Source organism: Haloterrigena gelatinilytica, from assembly GCF_013342145.1.
Lineage (GTDB): Archaea > Halobacteriota > Halobacteria > Halobacteriales > Natrialbaceae > Haloterrigena > Haloterrigena gelatinilytica.
The window spans coordinates 733,143-747,222 of the sequence record NZ_JABUQZ010000001.1 but is presented as its reverse complement, the minus strand read 5'-3'; the positions used below and the strand labels follow the sequence as shown (position 1 = coordinate 747,222).

The 14,080-nt window shown below is 68.4% G+C and carries 14 protein-coding genes; 9 read left to right on the top strand and 5 right to left on the bottom strand.

The features are described 5' to 3' along the window. The first annotated feature begins 3 nt into the window (after positions 1 to 3). The 3 genes from HTZ84_RS03675 to HTZ84_RS03665 all read left to right on the top strand — a co-directional run bounded on the left by HTZ84_RS03675 (position 4) and on the right by HTZ84_RS03665 (position 3,012). The gene (locus HTZ84_RS03675; RefSeq protein WP_174679440.1) at positions 4 to 1,575 is read left to right on the top strand and encodes a Na+/H+ antiporter NhaC family protein; all 1,572 of its coding nucleotides are present in this window, start codon (positions 4 to 6) and stop codon (positions 1,573 to 1,575) included. Beyond that, positions 1,572 to 1,844 carry a DUF7513 family protein gene (locus HTZ84_RS03670; RefSeq protein ID WP_174679439.1) on the top strand — a complete coding sequence of 91 codons (273 nt, stop codon included), beginning with the start codon at positions 1,572 to 1,574 and terminating at the stop codon, positions 1,842 to 1,844. The genes HTZ84_RS03675 and HTZ84_RS03670 overlap by 4 nt, the downstream gene beginning before the upstream one ends. A 76-nt stretch (positions 1,845 to 1,920) precedes the next feature. After that, positions 1,921 to 3,012 (top strand): DNA methyltransferase, encoded by a 1,092-nt coding sequence (locus HTZ84_RS03665; RefSeq protein ID WP_174679438.1) that lies wholly within the window; start codon positions 1,921 to 1,923, stop codon positions 3,010 to 3,012. A 249-nt stretch (positions 3,013 to 3,261) separates the two neighbouring features. Here HTZ84_RS03665 and HTZ84_RS03660 read toward each other — a convergent pair whose 3' ends face one another. Continuing rightward, the gene (locus HTZ84_RS03660) at positions 3,262 to 3,924 is read right to left on the bottom strand and encodes a potassium channel family protein (RefSeq protein WP_174679437.1); all 663 of its coding nucleotides are present in this window, start codon (positions 3,922 to 3,924) and stop codon (positions 3,262 to 3,264) included. Between the two features lie 256 nt (positions 3,925 to 4,180). Here HTZ84_RS03660 and HTZ84_RS03655 point away from each other — a divergent pair, with 256 nt between their 5' ends. Next, complete coding sequence (locus tag HTZ84_RS03655) at positions 4,181 to 5,542, top strand: GntP family permease (protein ID WP_174679436.1); 1,362 nt, start codon at positions 4,181 to 4,183, stop codon at positions 5,540 to 5,542. Between the two features lie 56 nt (positions 5,543 to 5,598). Here the strand turns inward: HTZ84_RS03655 and HTZ84_RS03650 are convergent, their stop codons facing one another. Next, positions 5,599 to 6,966 (bottom strand): glycerate kinase type-2 family protein, encoded by a 1,368-nt coding sequence (locus tag HTZ84_RS03650; RefSeq protein ID WP_174679435.1) that lies wholly within the window; start codon positions 6,964 to 6,966, stop codon positions 5,599 to 5,601. Positions 6,967 to 7,226: 260 nt separating this feature from the next. Between HTZ84_RS03650 and HTZ84_RS03645 the strand changes: the two genes are divergently transcribed. Then, a complete protein-coding gene (locus tag HTZ84_RS03645) occupies positions 7,227 to 8,639 on the top strand; it encodes an NCS2 family permease (protein ID WP_174679434.1) in 1,413 nt (470 codons plus the stop codon). 81 nt (positions 8,640 to 8,720) lie between these two features. Further along, entirely contained in the window at positions 8,721 to 8,978 is a 258-nt protein-coding gene (locus HTZ84_RS03640) for a glutaredoxin family protein (protein WP_174679433.1), read from the top strand. A 165-nt stretch (positions 8,979 to 9,143) separates the two neighbouring features. Here the strand turns inward: HTZ84_RS03640 and HTZ84_RS03635 are convergent, their stop codons facing one another. Beyond that, a complete protein-coding gene (locus HTZ84_RS03635) occupies positions 9,144 to 9,347 on the bottom strand; it encodes a hypothetical protein (protein ID WP_174679432.1) in 204 nt (67 codons plus the stop codon). Between the two features lie 103 nt (positions 9,348 to 9,450). Further along, positions 9,451 to 10,422 (bottom strand): transcriptional regulator, encoded by a 972-nt coding sequence (locus tag HTZ84_RS03630; protein ID WP_174679431.1) that lies wholly within the window; start codon positions 10,420 to 10,422, stop codon positions 9,451 to 9,453. Positions 10,423 to 10,636: 214 nt separating this feature from the next. Between HTZ84_RS03630 and HTZ84_RS03625 the strand changes: the two genes are divergently transcribed. Then, positions 10,637 to 11,929, top strand: coding sequence for a tRNA(Ile)(2)-agmatinylcytidine synthase (locus HTZ84_RS03625; RefSeq protein ID WP_174679430.1), 1,293 nt, complete (start codon positions 10,637 to 10,639; stop codon positions 11,927 to 11,929). A 9-nt stretch (positions 11,930 to 11,938) separates the two neighbouring features. Here HTZ84_RS03625 and HTZ84_RS03620 read toward each other — a convergent pair whose 3' ends face one another. Beyond that, positions 11,939 to 12,220, bottom strand: coding sequence for a zinc ribbon domain-containing protein (locus HTZ84_RS03620; RefSeq protein WP_174679429.1), 282 nt, complete (start codon positions 12,218 to 12,220; stop codon positions 11,939 to 11,941). A 194-nt stretch (positions 12,221 to 12,414) separates the two neighbouring features. Here HTZ84_RS03620 and HTZ84_RS03615 point away from each other — a divergent pair, with 194 nt between their 5' ends. Both HTZ84_RS03615 and HTZ84_RS03610 read left to right on the top strand, forming a co-directional pair. After that, the gene (locus tag HTZ84_RS03615) at positions 12,415 to 13,626 is read left to right on the top strand and encodes an outer membrane protein assembly factor BamB family protein (RefSeq protein WP_174679428.1); all 1,212 of its coding nucleotides are present in this window, start codon (positions 12,415 to 12,417) and stop codon (positions 13,624 to 13,626) included. Next, complete coding sequence (locus HTZ84_RS03610; RefSeq protein ID WP_174679427.1) at positions 13,623 to 14,051, top strand: hypothetical protein; 429 nt, start codon at positions 13,623 to 13,625, stop codon at positions 14,049 to 14,051. The genes HTZ84_RS03615 and HTZ84_RS03610 overlap by 4 nt, the downstream gene beginning before the upstream one ends. Positions 14,052 to 14,080 lie beyond the last annotated feature (29 nt).

The window sequence follows — 14,080 nt, the reverse complement described above, 5'->3', positions numbered from 1 at the left end:
TCGATGAGTGGCGGTAGTGACGGTCCACCGGACGGCGACCCGACGGACGCGTTCGTCGAGGGAACGGGCGACGAAGAGCCGCGGATAACTTTCTACGGCGGGCGGGGCATGAGCGCGCTTCCGATCGCCGTCTTCATCGTCTGGGCGATCGTCCAGACGGCGCTGTGGCGCATCTCGGATACGGGCGGGCTGATCGTCGGGATGCTGCTCGGACTCGTCGTCGGGATGTTCTTCGTCCGCGGGGACTGGGCGTCCTACGCCAACACGATCTTCGAGGGGATGACCCAGCCGGTCGCGGTGACGGCCATCGTGGCCTGGATCTGGGCCGGCATCTTCGCGCAGCTGTTACAGGACGGCGGCTTCGTCGGCGGCCTCGTCTGGCTCGCCGATCTGGCCGGCGTCGGCGCGGCGCTGTTCCCGGCCGTCACGTTCGTCCTCGCGGCGCTGTTCACGACGGGCATCGGGACGGGATACGGCGCGGCCGTCGCGTTCGTCACGCTGTTCTTCCCCACCGGGCTCCTGCTGGGAGCGAGTCCGGTCCTCACGTTCGCCGCGATCCTGTCCGGTGCGATCTTCGGCGACAACCTCGCGCCCGTCAGCGACACGACGATCGTCAGCGCCGTCACGCAGGACTCAGACATCGGCGGCGTCGTCGCCTCGCGGTTCAAGTACGTCATCATCGCCGCCACGCTAACGTTCGTCGGCTACGTCGTCGCGGGACAGACGATGGGCGGCGTCGAGACCGGCGCGGCCGCCGCCGACCTCCTCGCCGAGGCGAGCGATCCGATCGGACTCGTCCACCTCGTCTCCATGGGGATCGTGATCGGCGCGGCGATCGCCGGTCGACACATCGTCGAGGCGATCTCGTGGGGGATCGTCGTCGCCATCGCGTTCAACCTCGTGCTCGGGCTGTCGGGCATCGGCGATATCGTCACGTTCTCCGCGCCGGAGGACGCCCCGCTGGCGGCCCCGCTCGCGGATCTGCCGATCCTCGAGATCGTCGACGATCCGGACGCGGTCGGCGTCTCCGGCAGCGTCATGCAGGGCGCGGCCGGCTTCTTCGAACTCTCGATTCTCGTCTTGCTGATCATCGCGGCCGCCCAGATCATGATCCGGGGCGGCGCGTTCCAGGCGATCCTCGGCTGGTCGCTCGAGAACCTCGCGACGAACGTCCGCAACGCCGAACTCACGATGGTCGCCTCGGCGGCCCTGATCAACGCGATCATCACGATCAACACGGCCGCGGAGGTCGCGATCGGACCCTACATCTCGAAGATCGGCGAGCGGTTCAACTTGAACGGCTACCGCCGGGCGAACATCCTGGACGGCCAGACCGCCGCGCTGGGGTACATCTTCCCGTGGTCCGGCGGCGTCCTCGCCGGCTACCAGGCGATGGAGGGGCTCCCCGGTGAGTACGAGTGGCTCGATCAGGCGATGCTCGTCACTCCGATCGACGTCGTGCCCTACGTCTTCCAGGGCTGGCTGCTGGTGGCGGTGTTCGTCGTCGCGGCGATCACCGGCTTCGGCCGCGAGTACGTGACCGACCGCGAGAGCGAGGAGGTGGCTCGCGTATGAGCCTCTTTAGCAAGTACCTCGAGGGCTGGCGGTTCCGCAGTTCCGAACCGACGTTCGAACCCGGCGACGAGATCAGCGTCTTCGTCGCCGAAACCAACGGGACCGACGGCCGCGCCTACGTCGGCGATACCCGCCTGACCGTCGAGGGGGCCGGTCCGGAGACCGTCGAGAAACGCGTCCGGGTCCGCGTGACCGAGTTCGACGACTCGTCGGCGACCGGCCGCGGCGAGTTGCTCGAAGTCGTCGGCGAGAGCTCCTACACCGGCTGACGACCGTCGACGGGGTCGGCACCTCCTCCCGGGAGAGAGACGCGCTTTTATCATCCAGCGGTTCCCACCGAGGAATATGGCAGAGGACGAGCGGGAGCAGCACCGCCAGAGCCGCCTGTTCACGGACGACGACGGCGAGTTCGACGCCGAACGGGCCCGCGAGGAGTCGCTGCCGGTCGAGGACGGCGAAGTGATCGACACCGACGAGCTGGCCGATCACCAGCGCTACGTCGAGGGGCGGGGGATCTACGACGAGCGCAACCGAGTCAACGACCTCACCGGCAAGGAGTGGAAGTACGCGACGAAGTCCGTGATCGCCGAGGGGTACCCGCCGGCCCTCCAACACGACCTGCGCAGCGAACACGGCGGCCAGAAACCGCCGCGGCTCTGTGCCGAGCTGATCGGCCGGTTCAGCAAGACCGGCGACACCGTCCTCGATCCGTTCGCCGGCGTCGGCGGCACGCTGCTCGGGGCGAGCCTCTGCGAACACGAGGGAACCGGGCTGCGCGAGGCCATCGGCTTCGAGCGGAACCGCCGGTGGGTCGAAATCTACGAGACCGCCCTCGAGCGCGAAAACGAGGAGCGCCGCGAGCGCGGCGAGCCGCCGCTTGCCGACCAGGACATGCGCCACGGCGACTGCGCGGACCTGATCGCGGAGGTTCCGGACGACTCGGTCGACCTCCTGTTGACCGACGTTCCCTACTGGCACATGGACGAACTCGAGCAGACGCGCAACGAGCGCGCGACCCGAGAGAGCAAACTGGGGGCGTTCGACGCGGCCGCCGTGCCCGACGAGGGCGACGGCGACGGCGAGGAGTCACCGACCGACGAGGGGCCGGCGACCGAAGCGGACGCGGAGACGGAAACCGGAACGAAGGCGGAGTGGCTCGACGACATGGCCGCGAAGTTCGAGCGCTTTACCGACGCGGTCGCGCCGGACGGCCACCTCGTCGTCTTCATCGGCGACATGTACCGCGAGCAGTCCTACGAGTTCCTTTCCGCCGACCTCGCGCGAGCGATCGAGTCGACCGCGCCGGTAACGCTCGCGGCGAACCTGATCTGGTACGATCCGACGAAGGACCTCCACGTCTACGGCTATCCGTTCTCGTTCGTCCCGTCGATGGTCCACCAGAACGTCCTCGTCTTCCGCCCCGAAACCGACAGCTAATTCCGGTCTGACTATCGTCATTCGGCCGTCTGACGGGATTTTATGCCGTCAGAGTGTGTGGTCGAAACCGGCGCGCTTGCCGGACGCTCCCCATCCCACTTCCACCCATCCGCGCGCCAGCCTTCCTTCCCACTCGCTCCCCCTTTGGTTTGGTGCGAGAGCTCGACCGTACTCCCAGCGTTGCCGCCGACAGCGTTCGGTATCGCCGCTACCAGTGTCCAGCACCGCCGCTCCACTGCGGTGTGTGCCTCAAGCGCTGGCGGGCAAGAGCGTCTCCCGGACCTCTTCGGCGCGGTCGGTCTCTGTGATGACCGCGATCTCGTCGCCGGCGGCGAGTTCGGTTCCCGGTAGCGGGATCGTCAGCGAGTCGCGTGCCCGTCCGTGGGCGTAGATCCGCGCGCCGCCGGGGAGCTCGAGTTCGCTCATTCGCTTGCCGACCGCCGGCGAGTCGTCGGCGATCTCGAGGACGGTCAGCTGCAGGTTCGACGCGATGTCGGCGACGACGTTGAAGTCGCCGCCGAGCATGGCCGTCTTGGCCCCGGCCGCGCCGAGGCGCTCGGGGTAGATGATCTCGTCGACGTCCGCGGCGTACTTCTCGTAGATGTCCTGGCGGTAGTCCTCGTCGATCCGGAGGACGGTCCGGCAGCCGTGGTGGTCGCCGACCATGCAGGCCGCGAAGTTGACGTTCAGGTCCGGCGTGAAGGCGCCGATGGCGACGGCGTCCTCGATTCCCGCGTCGACGAGCGTCGCTTCGTCGGCCCCGTCGCCCCGAACCGTCTCGAACCCGTCGGACTCGGCTCGATCGATCCGATCGGGGTCGTTGTCGACGACGACGACGTCGTGTCCCTCCTCGGTCATGATCCGAGCGGTTCGCGACCCGACCCGTCCGTACCCCACGATGACGAATCTCATGGTGCGTGAGTACACGCCCCGAGGTAAAATACGTTGGCTCGCGGAAACGGGCGCCGGCCGCGGACGATCTCGCCAGTACCGGGCTCGTTCGTGTCTGTTTTCGAAATAGACCGGTGTTGAAGTATCGGGATTTGTAGGTCAGTCGACGAGATCCGGGCGGAAGCCTGGACTATCGGTACTTCTCTGGGTTTGCGAACCAATCTCCCGACCGAGTAATCGGAGACCTTATCATAATTCATGAACGTCCGTGCAGTACATGCTCGACGGAATCGCACTGGTCGTGTTGTTGCTCGCGGCGGTGGCGTTTATCATCGTCGCGACGGCGAAGTTGGAGTTACACGCGTTTCTCGCGCTGTTGATCGCGGCGTATCTGACCGGACTGGTCGCCGGGCTCGATCCGGCCGAAGCCGCCGAACTGGTCACCGACGGCTTCGGCGGCATCCTCGGCTACATCGGGATCGTCATCATCGCCGGCACGATCATCGGCACCTGCCTCGAGCGCTCGGGGGCCGCGATCGTCATCGCGGAGACGATCCTCGACTACGTCGGCGAGAAGTACACGACGCAGGTGATGGCGGTCACGGGCAGCGTCGTCAGCATTCCCGTCTTCTGTGACTCCGGGTTCGTCATCCTCTCGGGGCTCAACCGCTCGCTCGCCCAGCGGTCCGGGCTCTCGCTGTCGACCCTGAGCGTCGCGCTGGCCGGCGGCCTCTACGTGACCCACGTCTTCGTTCCGCCGACGCCCGGCCCGATCGCGGCCGCGGGGATCATCGGCGCCGACATCGGCCTGGTGATGCTCGCCGGACTCGTGGTCAGCGTCCCCGTCGTCTTCGTCGCCGCGATCTGGGCCGACCGCGTCGCGTCGAACTACCACATCGATCCCGACCCCGAGATGACGATCGACGAGATCAAGGCCGAGTACGGGACGATGCCCTCGCGGGCGGCCTCGTTCGCCCCGCTGCTCGTCCCGATCGCGCTCATCGCCGTCGGCTCCATCGCGGCCTACCCCGAGGCGGAGGATCCGGCCTTCGTCACCGGAACGCTCCAGCGCTGGCTCCTGTTCCTCGGCGACCCCGCCGTCGCGCTGCTCATCGGCGCGTTCGCCGCCTTCGCGATCGTTCCCTCGTTCACGACCGAGGTCACCGACGACTGGGTCTCCGACGGGATCACCAACGCCGCGGTCATCCTCGCGGTCACCGGCGCCGGCGGCGCGTTCGGCGAGGTCCTCTCGGCGCTGCCGCTCGAGGACCTCATCACCGGTGCGCTCGGCGATCTGGGGATCGGTCTGTTCGCCGCCTTCCTCGTCGCCGCGGCGATGAAGACGGCGCTCGGCTCCTCGACGGTCGCGATCCTGACGACCGCCAGCCTGATGGCGCCGCTGCTCGGCTCGCTCGGACTCGACACCGAGATCGGACAGGTCTTTACCGTCCTCGCGATCGGCGCCGGGGCGATGACCGTCAGCCACGCCAACGACTCCTACTTCTGGATCATCACGGAGTTCTCGGACATGGAGACGGCGACGGCCTACCAGGCCTGGACCGTCGGCACACTCGTGCTCGGCGTCTCCAGCATCGTCTGGATCGCCCTCCTCCAGCAGCTCGTCACGCTGGCCTTCTGAGGACGCCGTCGGCCTCGAGTCTCGGCTCGCGGCCGTTCGTCGACCGTTCCCGGTTCTTACTCGACGACGATCACGCGCAGGTCGTTCAGGTTCGTCCCCGTCGGACCGGTGCGGATCAGGTCCCCGCGCTCGTCGAGGTACGAGTAGACGTCGTTGTCCGCGAGCATCTCGCGGGCTCGCTCGGCGTCGTCGACCGTCGTCTCGTCGACGACCGCCCCCGCGACGTCGGTCGCGCCGTCGATCCCGTCCGTGTCGACGGCGGCGACGGTGATTCCGTTCCCGCCCTCGAGGTCGAGGGCGGCGCTCGTCGCGAACTCCTGGTTCGGCCCGCCCGTGCCGTCGCCACGGACCGTCACCGTCGTTTCGCCGCCCGAGAGGATCACCGCCGGCGTCGAGACCGGGGTCCCCGTCGCCTGCGCCTCTTCGGCGACGGCGACGTGGGTCGTGGCCGCGTCCCGGGCCTCCCCGCGGACCCGCGAGGAGAGGATCAGCGTCTCGTACCCCCGCTCGGCGGCCGCGTCGCGGGCCGCCTCGAGGACCGTCAGGCCGTCGGCGACGACGTGGTTCGACACGGTCTCGAAGGCGGGATCGTCGGGCCCCGGCGTCTCGTCGATTTCGCCGGCCGCGCCGCGCTCGAGGCGGTCAGCGACGGCGTCGGGAACGTCGATCCCGTACCGGTCGACGACCGCGAGCGCGTCCTCGTAGGTCGACGCGTCGGGCGCGAGGGGGCCGCTGGCGATCACGCTCAAGTCGTTGCCGACGACGTCGCTCAGGAGCAGCGAGACGACCGTCGCGGGGGCCGCCCGGCGGGCCAGGCGGCCGCCCTTCAGCGCCGAGCAGTGTTTCCGGACGGCGTTGATCTCGCGGATGTCGGCGCCGCTCTCGAGCAGCGCGTTCGTCGTCTCCTGGAGCGCCGCGAGCGAGACGTCGCCCGCGGGGGCGGGCATGACCGCGCTCCCGCCGCCGGTGACCGCCGCCAGCACGAGCGTGCCCTCGTCGGCCGCGTCGGCGGCCGCGAGCAGTTCCCGCGTGCTCTCCACGCCGCGCCGGCTCGGAACCGGGTGGTCGCCCTCCCGGACCGCCACGCGCTCGGTGTCGACGGGGTCGTCCGTGACGACGACGCCGCCGTCGATCCGATCGCCGAGGACGTCCTCGAGGGCCGCGGCGACGTGTGCGGCGGCGTTGCCGCCGCCGAGGACGAGCACCTCGTCGTAGGCCGCGAGATCGTAGGCCTCGTCTGCGATGCGGAGGGTATCGCCGGCGGCGGCGCCGTCTCGAGACTCCGCCTGCGTCTCGCTCCGCTCGAGGGAGACCGCCTCGCGAATCACGCGCCGCGGCCGACCGGCCTCGATGCCGGTCTCGACGCACTCGAGGGCGAGGTCGCGCGCGTCGGTGGTCGCCACCCGCTCGCGGTCCTCGATCACGCGCTCTCACCCGACGGTCGTCCGACCGTTCGATCCGTTCCGACTCTCGGCCCGGTCGTCGCGTCGACGGACGACGGGACGGCTCGCTGGCGTCTCATAGCGGTGTGTTTTCCAGAGGGCGATAAGAGGATTCGGGTCCGTCGCCCGCTGCTCTCGAGAACCTACCGCTTGGTGGACGTATCCACGAACATGTATCGATGCGCGGCGAGGACGGACGAGAACCTTTAACTAATCCGTATGGCTATGCTCGAGCATCCAATATGGGGGTATCCGATACGCTCGACGACTACTTCGGGGTCGGCGAACGCGACTCCGACGTCGGTACCGAACTCGTCGCGGGGATCACGACGTTCCTCGCGATGTCGTACATCATTCTGGTCAATCCGTTCATCCTCGCGGACGCGATTCAGATCCAGGGATACGAATACATCGAGGTCGTCCAGATGGTCGCCATCGGGACGATCATCGCGTCGGCCGCCGCTATCTTCGTGATGGCCTTCTACGCGAATCGGCCCTTCGGGCTCGCGCCGGGAATGGGGCTGAACGTCTTCTTCGCGTACACGGTCGTCCTCGGGATGGGCGTCCCGTGGGAAACGGCGCTCGCCGCGGTCTTCGTCGAGGGGATTATCTTCATCGTCATCACGGCCGTCGGCGCCCGCGAGTACGTGATCCGACTGTTTCCCGAGCCGGTGAAGTTCTCCGTCGGCGCCGGGATCGGGATCTTCCTCCTGTTCATCGGGCTGCTCGAGATGTCGGTCGTCGTTCCGGATCCGGACACCGCAGTCACGCTCGGCGATCTCGCGACGAGCCCGGCGGCGCTGCTCGGTCTGTTCGGCCTGTTCCTGACGTTCGTCCTCTGGGCGCGCGGGATCACCGGCGCGATCATCATCGGAATCGTCGCGACGACGGTCGTCGGCTGGCTCACCTATCTGACGGGAATCGCTGGCACGGCGGTCCTCCCGGCGGCGCTCGTCGGCGAGGGCGGCGACCTCTCCTTCGCGGTCGTCACGTCGCCCCAGTACGACATCTCGCCGCTGCTGTTCGCGTTCGTCGACGGCCTCCAGGGCGTCGATCCGCTCACGTTCGTCCTGGTCGTCTTCACGTTCTTCTTCGTCGACTTCTTCGACACCGCCGGCACGCTCATCGGCGTCGCCCAGTTCGGCGAGTTCCTCGACGAGGACGGGAACCTCCCCGACATCGACCAGCCGCTGATGGCCGACGCCGTCGGGACGACCGTCGGCGCGATGGTCGGTACCTCGACGGTCACGACGTACGTCGAGTCCTCGACCGGCGTCGAGGAGGGCGGCCGAACGGGGCTGACGGCGCTGGTCGTCGGCCTCCTCTTTCTCGCCACGCTCGTGCTCATTCCGCTGGTCGCGATGATCCCCGCCTACGCCTCGTTCATCGCGCTGGTCGTCGTCGGGATCATCATGCTCGAGGGCGTCCTCGACGTCGAGTGGGACGACCCGGCGTGGGCCGTCTCCGCCGGGCTGACGATCACCATCATGCCGTTGACCTACTCGATCGCGAACGGACTCGCGGCCGGGATCATCACGTATCCGCTGATCAAAGCCGCGACCGGCGAGTTCGACGACGTCCGGCACGGACAGTGGCTCATGGCGCTGGTCCTCGTCGGCTACTTCTACGTGTACACGAGCGGCATGATCGGCTGACGCCCGCTCGAGTCGATTTCGCCCGCCCGGACCGTCGCAACCACTGCGTTCTTACGACTCGAGGCCCGAGCCTAGTACAGCATGGCCGACATCACGATGTACGAGCTGCCCGGCTGTCCGTACTGCGCGAAAGTCCGATCGAAACTCGACGAACTCGACCTCGAGTACGACGTGATCGAGGTCCCCCGCTCGCACGACGAGCGGACCGAAGTGGAGAAGGTCAGCGGCCAAACGGGCGTCCCCGTCATCAGCGACGAGGAAAACGGCGTCGAGGGGATGTCGGAGAGCGACGACATCGTCGAGTACTTAGCGGAGACGTACGGCGAAGGCGCCGCGTAACGGTTGCCAGTCCCGCGGTTCCCAGTTTTCCCGGTCGAGCGGTCGATCAGCGGCGCTCGCGAGGGGCGTTTTCGGGTTTTCACTGGTCGTCAGGACTAATTCGGCGACGGTGCGCTCGAGAGCATCGGGAGCGTCAGGAACGCCCGGAACGTCGACACTGCTCGGCTACGGATAGACGAACCGATCGAGAATCAGATCGGCGACCGTGAGGGTCAGATAGCCGACGACGAGGAAGCCGACGGCGGCGATCGCCGCGTCGATCGGCGAGCCGAAGCGAGAGCGGTTGAACACCACGAGAAGCGCCGCAACGCCGACGGCCAGGATCGCGCGCTGTCTGCTGACCAGCGCGACCGGAGACTGCTCGAGCATCGTCGTTACCTCGAGCTATCGGCTCAGTGATCGGTAGTTCTATCGGAATCGATCGGTGACCGAGAACGACGCCGCGAACCGCCTCGAGGACCGACCGATCTGTTTAGGCCGCCTCTTCGTGTTCGGCGCGCTCCCGGATGACCTTCCGCAGTTCGGCCGCGTCGCGGAGTTGCTCGAGTTCCTCGCGTTCGACCAGCGCGGTGCCGTCGACGGACTCCTGTTTGGCGCGGTCGACGACGTAGACCGAGTGGGTGTGGGTGACGTGGCCGATCGAACTCATGATCCGGGCGCGCTTCTCCGCGGCCTTCGTGAACTCGGAGTGGCCGGTGAGCACGACGTCGTCGTCCTTCTCCTCTTCCTCGTGGCTGACGGCCTTGAACGGCGAGCGAAGCGTTGGGTGGACCTCGTAGCCGGCCCGCGTGAGGACGGCGACGACCTCCTCGTCGTCGGGGTCGGCTTCGGGATCGTCCGGCGTCGCCTCCGTCTCGTGGACGTCGTCGGCCCCCTCGAGGACCGAAACCGGGCTCGTCAGCGGCGCGTCGAACAGGTTCTCGAGTTCCATCGCGACCTCGACGGAGGCGTTCATGCCGTCCTCGTACTTCGAGACGGTCCGGCGGGAGACGCCGAGTTCGTTGGCCAGTTGGCCGAGGCTCCAATCCCGATCCTGGCGTTCGTCGGCGAGCAAGTCGCCGTCGATGTTGACGTAGAGGCCGCCGGGGGCCGCGTAGATCAGCGGCGGCACCTCCTCGATGAACAGGTTGTACGCCGTGTCGGGGCTGAGGACGGGGACGCCGTGTCGGAAGTAGACCACGTCGGGTTTGAGGTCCTCGTCGCGACTCCGCAGGCCGATGACCAGCGGCGTCGCGTCGAGGTAGGTTCCGAGCCGTCGCATCTCGTGGCCCGTCGCCTCGTTGAACGCGTCGATGTTGCCGAGGATCTTGACCAGAATGAGGTCCTCTCCCCGGCGCGCGGCGATGTCGAAACTCTTCGGCCGGATCGCACACCGGTCGCTGACCACGAATCCCGCGTCCTCTAACATCGCGGTTACGTTGCCGACCAGTGCGGAGCGGGACATAGGGGGATGTAAGCTATTCCTCGTATAAGACGTTTTCCCCGGGATGTCCGGGTGCCGTGTCGCGGTTCGCCCCCGTACCGACAGTATACTTATATAGGGGTTTCCGTTCTTCGGGGGCAATCGGTCCGCCGCCTGATTCGATTCGCCGCCCGTCGCGGCGTCGGTGCTGCTCCGTCCCGAAAGGCGTTACTCGACGCCGGCCCAATCGCCGGCGATGACCGTCGTCGGACTCGACGATACCGACTCCCGCGACCGCGGGATGTGTACGACCTACGTCGCCGCGCGGGTCGCCGAGCGGCTGCGCCGGGAAGGGTGTGCGGTCGAGCGCTGCCTGCTCGTGCGGCTCAATCCCGCCGTCGAGTACAAGACGCGGGGGAACGCCGCGCTGGCGATTCACACCGACGCCGACCCCGACCGGGCGTTCGACCTCGCCCGCGAACGCCTCGAGGCGCTGGCCGAAACCGCCGACGAGCGAACCCATCCGGGGCTGGTCGTCGCCGACGGCGCGCCCGCCGCCGTGGCCGACGAGGTAAGCGCGTTCACCCGGCGGGCGATCCGGGACCACCTCGAGATCCGCGACGCCGTCGAACTGCTCGAGCGCCGCGGCTACCGCTCGTGGCACGTCGGCGACGGCCGCGGTCGGATCGGCGCGCTGGCCGCCGTCGGCGCCTGGAACGCCCTCGAGGAGTGGACCTACGAGCACATCTCCTACCGCGAGTCCGACCGCTGGGGGACGCCCCGCGAGGTCGACCGCGAGAGCGTCTTCGCCGCCGCCGATCGGGGCTACCCCGAGATCTGGGACACGGTCGACCGCGGCGAGGACGAGACCGTCTGCGTCCCCCACACGCCCGGCCCGATCCTCCACGGGATTCGCGGCGACGACTCCGACGCCGTCCGCGGCGTCGCCGACCGCATCGAGGGCGAACCCGTCGCCTCGAGCCAGCTGTTCGTAACCAATCAGGGGACGGACGTCCACCTGCGAGACGCGAACCTGGCGGCCGTCGAGGACGGCCGCGCCTATCGGATCGAGGGTCGGGTCGCGAGCGAGCCCGAGACGCGCCGCGGCGGGCACGTCTTCTTCGCGCTCGAGAGCGCGGCTGACGATCGCGCGGACGATCAGCGGCAGCGCCTCGAGTGCGCCGCGTTCGAGCCGACGAAGCGGTTTCGCGACCGCGTCCGGGCGCTCCGGGTCGGCGACCGGCTCACCGTCTGCGGCGAGGTCGCGCGAGGGACGCTCAAACTCGAGAAGTTCGCGGTTCGGGACCTCGTGACGACCGAGCGCGTGACGCCGACCTGTCCCGACTGCGAGCGCCGGATGAAGAGCGCCGGACGGAATCAGGGGTATCGGTGCCGGGACTGCGGGACGAGCGCCGACGGGAAGGCGGAGCGCCCGCTCGAGCGCGACCTCGAAATCGGCTGGTACGAGGTGCCGCCGTGTGCGCGCCGCCACATCGCGAAGCCGCTGGTTCGCGGCGGGTTCGACGCGCCGACCCATCCCGAGCGGTAGCCCCGAGCGTCAGACGATGCCCCGTCGACTGGGGGCGGCGCTCGAGGCGGTTCCGACGGCGGAGCCCGGGAGTTCCTCGACGCAGTTCCGACAGAACCTGTAGTCGAGGTCGTTTTCGGCGCCGCAGTCGGGACAGACGACCGTCTCCGCGTCCCGGTCGACGGTCGCCGTCCGCTCGGCGTCGAGACCGATCCCCGCCGAGCCGGACAGGTAGCGCCTGAGGGCCCCGGCGAGCGATAGGTGGACGGCGAACAGCAGCACGGATCCCAGGACGACGGTGGTCGGGTCCATACCTATCAGGAGATAGCGTCGAAATCCATTTGAATGTGACGCCGAGGGAGTGATTGCCGACGATCGGAACACCGATGCTCGCCGCTTCGATCGATTCCGCCAGTTATCAGTCCCGTTCGATCCGAGCAGTTATTTCGACGTCTGACACGGTTCGAAAGAAGAAATGATATACTAGCGATATCTATGTGCCGAGTATGGGTTCAGTACTAACCCGCCGGCGACTCCTCGGCGCGGCGGGCGGGTCCTTGCTCGGCGCCTTCCTCCTCGGTCCTCGCGTCGGCGGCTCGGGTCACGTCGATCCGGACCCCGGGTCGGGGTGGCACCAGCCCCGCACGGACGCGAGAAACGTCGCGCGGACGGCCGATCCCGGTCCCGGGTCGGACGGACGAGTCGGGTGGGCCCACTCGCTCGATGCCCACCGTCGGTTCGAGCACGCCGGCCTCGCCCTCGTCGACGGGACGCTCCTCGTTCCGACCCACCGGTCGCTTCGGGCGATCGACGTCGAGAGCGGCGCGGAACGATGGCGGTACGCGTACCGGGATTTGCCGGTCGGCCCGTTCGACCGTCCGCAACTCGATACGGCGCCGCGGATCCGCGACGGCGTCGTCTACCTGGCGTTTCAGGCCGACGTCTGCGCGCTCGAACTCGATTCGCAGCGACTTCGCTGGCGCTACAGTCTCGACGGCAGCGTCGACGGGCTGCACCTGTTCGGGAACACGGCGTACGCGACGGGCCGCCTCGACGGCGAGGACCGACTGCTCGCCATCGACGCGAACACCGGCCTCGAGCGCTGGCGAAAAACCGGACGCGTGATCCCGTTGACCGCCCGCAGCGGGCTGCTCGTCGGCGCTCGCTACGAGAGCGGACGGCTGCTCGGACTCGAGCCCGAAACCGGCACCCGGCGCTGGCTGAGCGACGCCGCGATCGGCGCCGCGACGCTGAACCGGGGCTCGGTCGCCGCGGTCGACGATCTCGTCGTCGGGATCGAGTCGAACGGCGACCTGACCGCCCTCGAGGCGGACACCGGCGAGCGTCGCTGGACCGTCTTCGACGACGTCGGCGAGCCGAACACGTACCGGCGTTCCGTCGCCGTCGATCCGTCCGATCGAGCGATCTACCGGTCGCGTCCGGACGCGAGCACGATTTCCCGGATCGATTTCGCGGGCGACGAGGAGTGGCGGATCGACGAATCGGCCCTCGAGTTCGGCGTCAGCGTCGGCGGCGGGACCGTCTACGCGTCGACGACCGGCGGCCTGCTCGCGCTCGAGGCCGACGCCGGCGACGAGCGGTTCCGCGTTTCGGTCGACCCCGACGGAACCGACCCCCTCGGCGGTACGCCGTTGATCGCCGACGACCGCGTCTACCACCTGCTCGGCGAGACGGTCTACGAGGTGACTCCGCGGTGAGCCGCGCAACCGCGGCCGCGAAGAAGGCCGGATGGACGCTTCTGTTCGCGTTTCTCGTCGCGCCGGCGGTCGCGCCGGTCCGGGACCTGCTCGAGTCGGCGGCCGAACTCGCGGGCGGACCCCGGTTGGACTGGCTCGCGATACTCCTCCTGTTGCTCGTCGGGTTCGTCCTCGCGGAAACGTACGACGGGCCGATCGCGCTGTTGCTGCCGACCGCGTTGCTGGTGGCGGTCCTGTACGTCGCCGTACAGTGGCTCGTCGGGCTCCGGGGAGCGAACGCGATCTCGCTGCGGCTGCTGGCGGCCACCGGACTCGGCTACCTCGCCGCGCTCACCGGCGCGATCGCGATCGTGTTCGAGACGGATCTCCGCCACCGTCTCGCGGCGTACCTCGGGGACGAGACCGTCGACCCGGACGCGGAGTGACCGCTCGCCGCGCGAACCCTCGCTCGGCG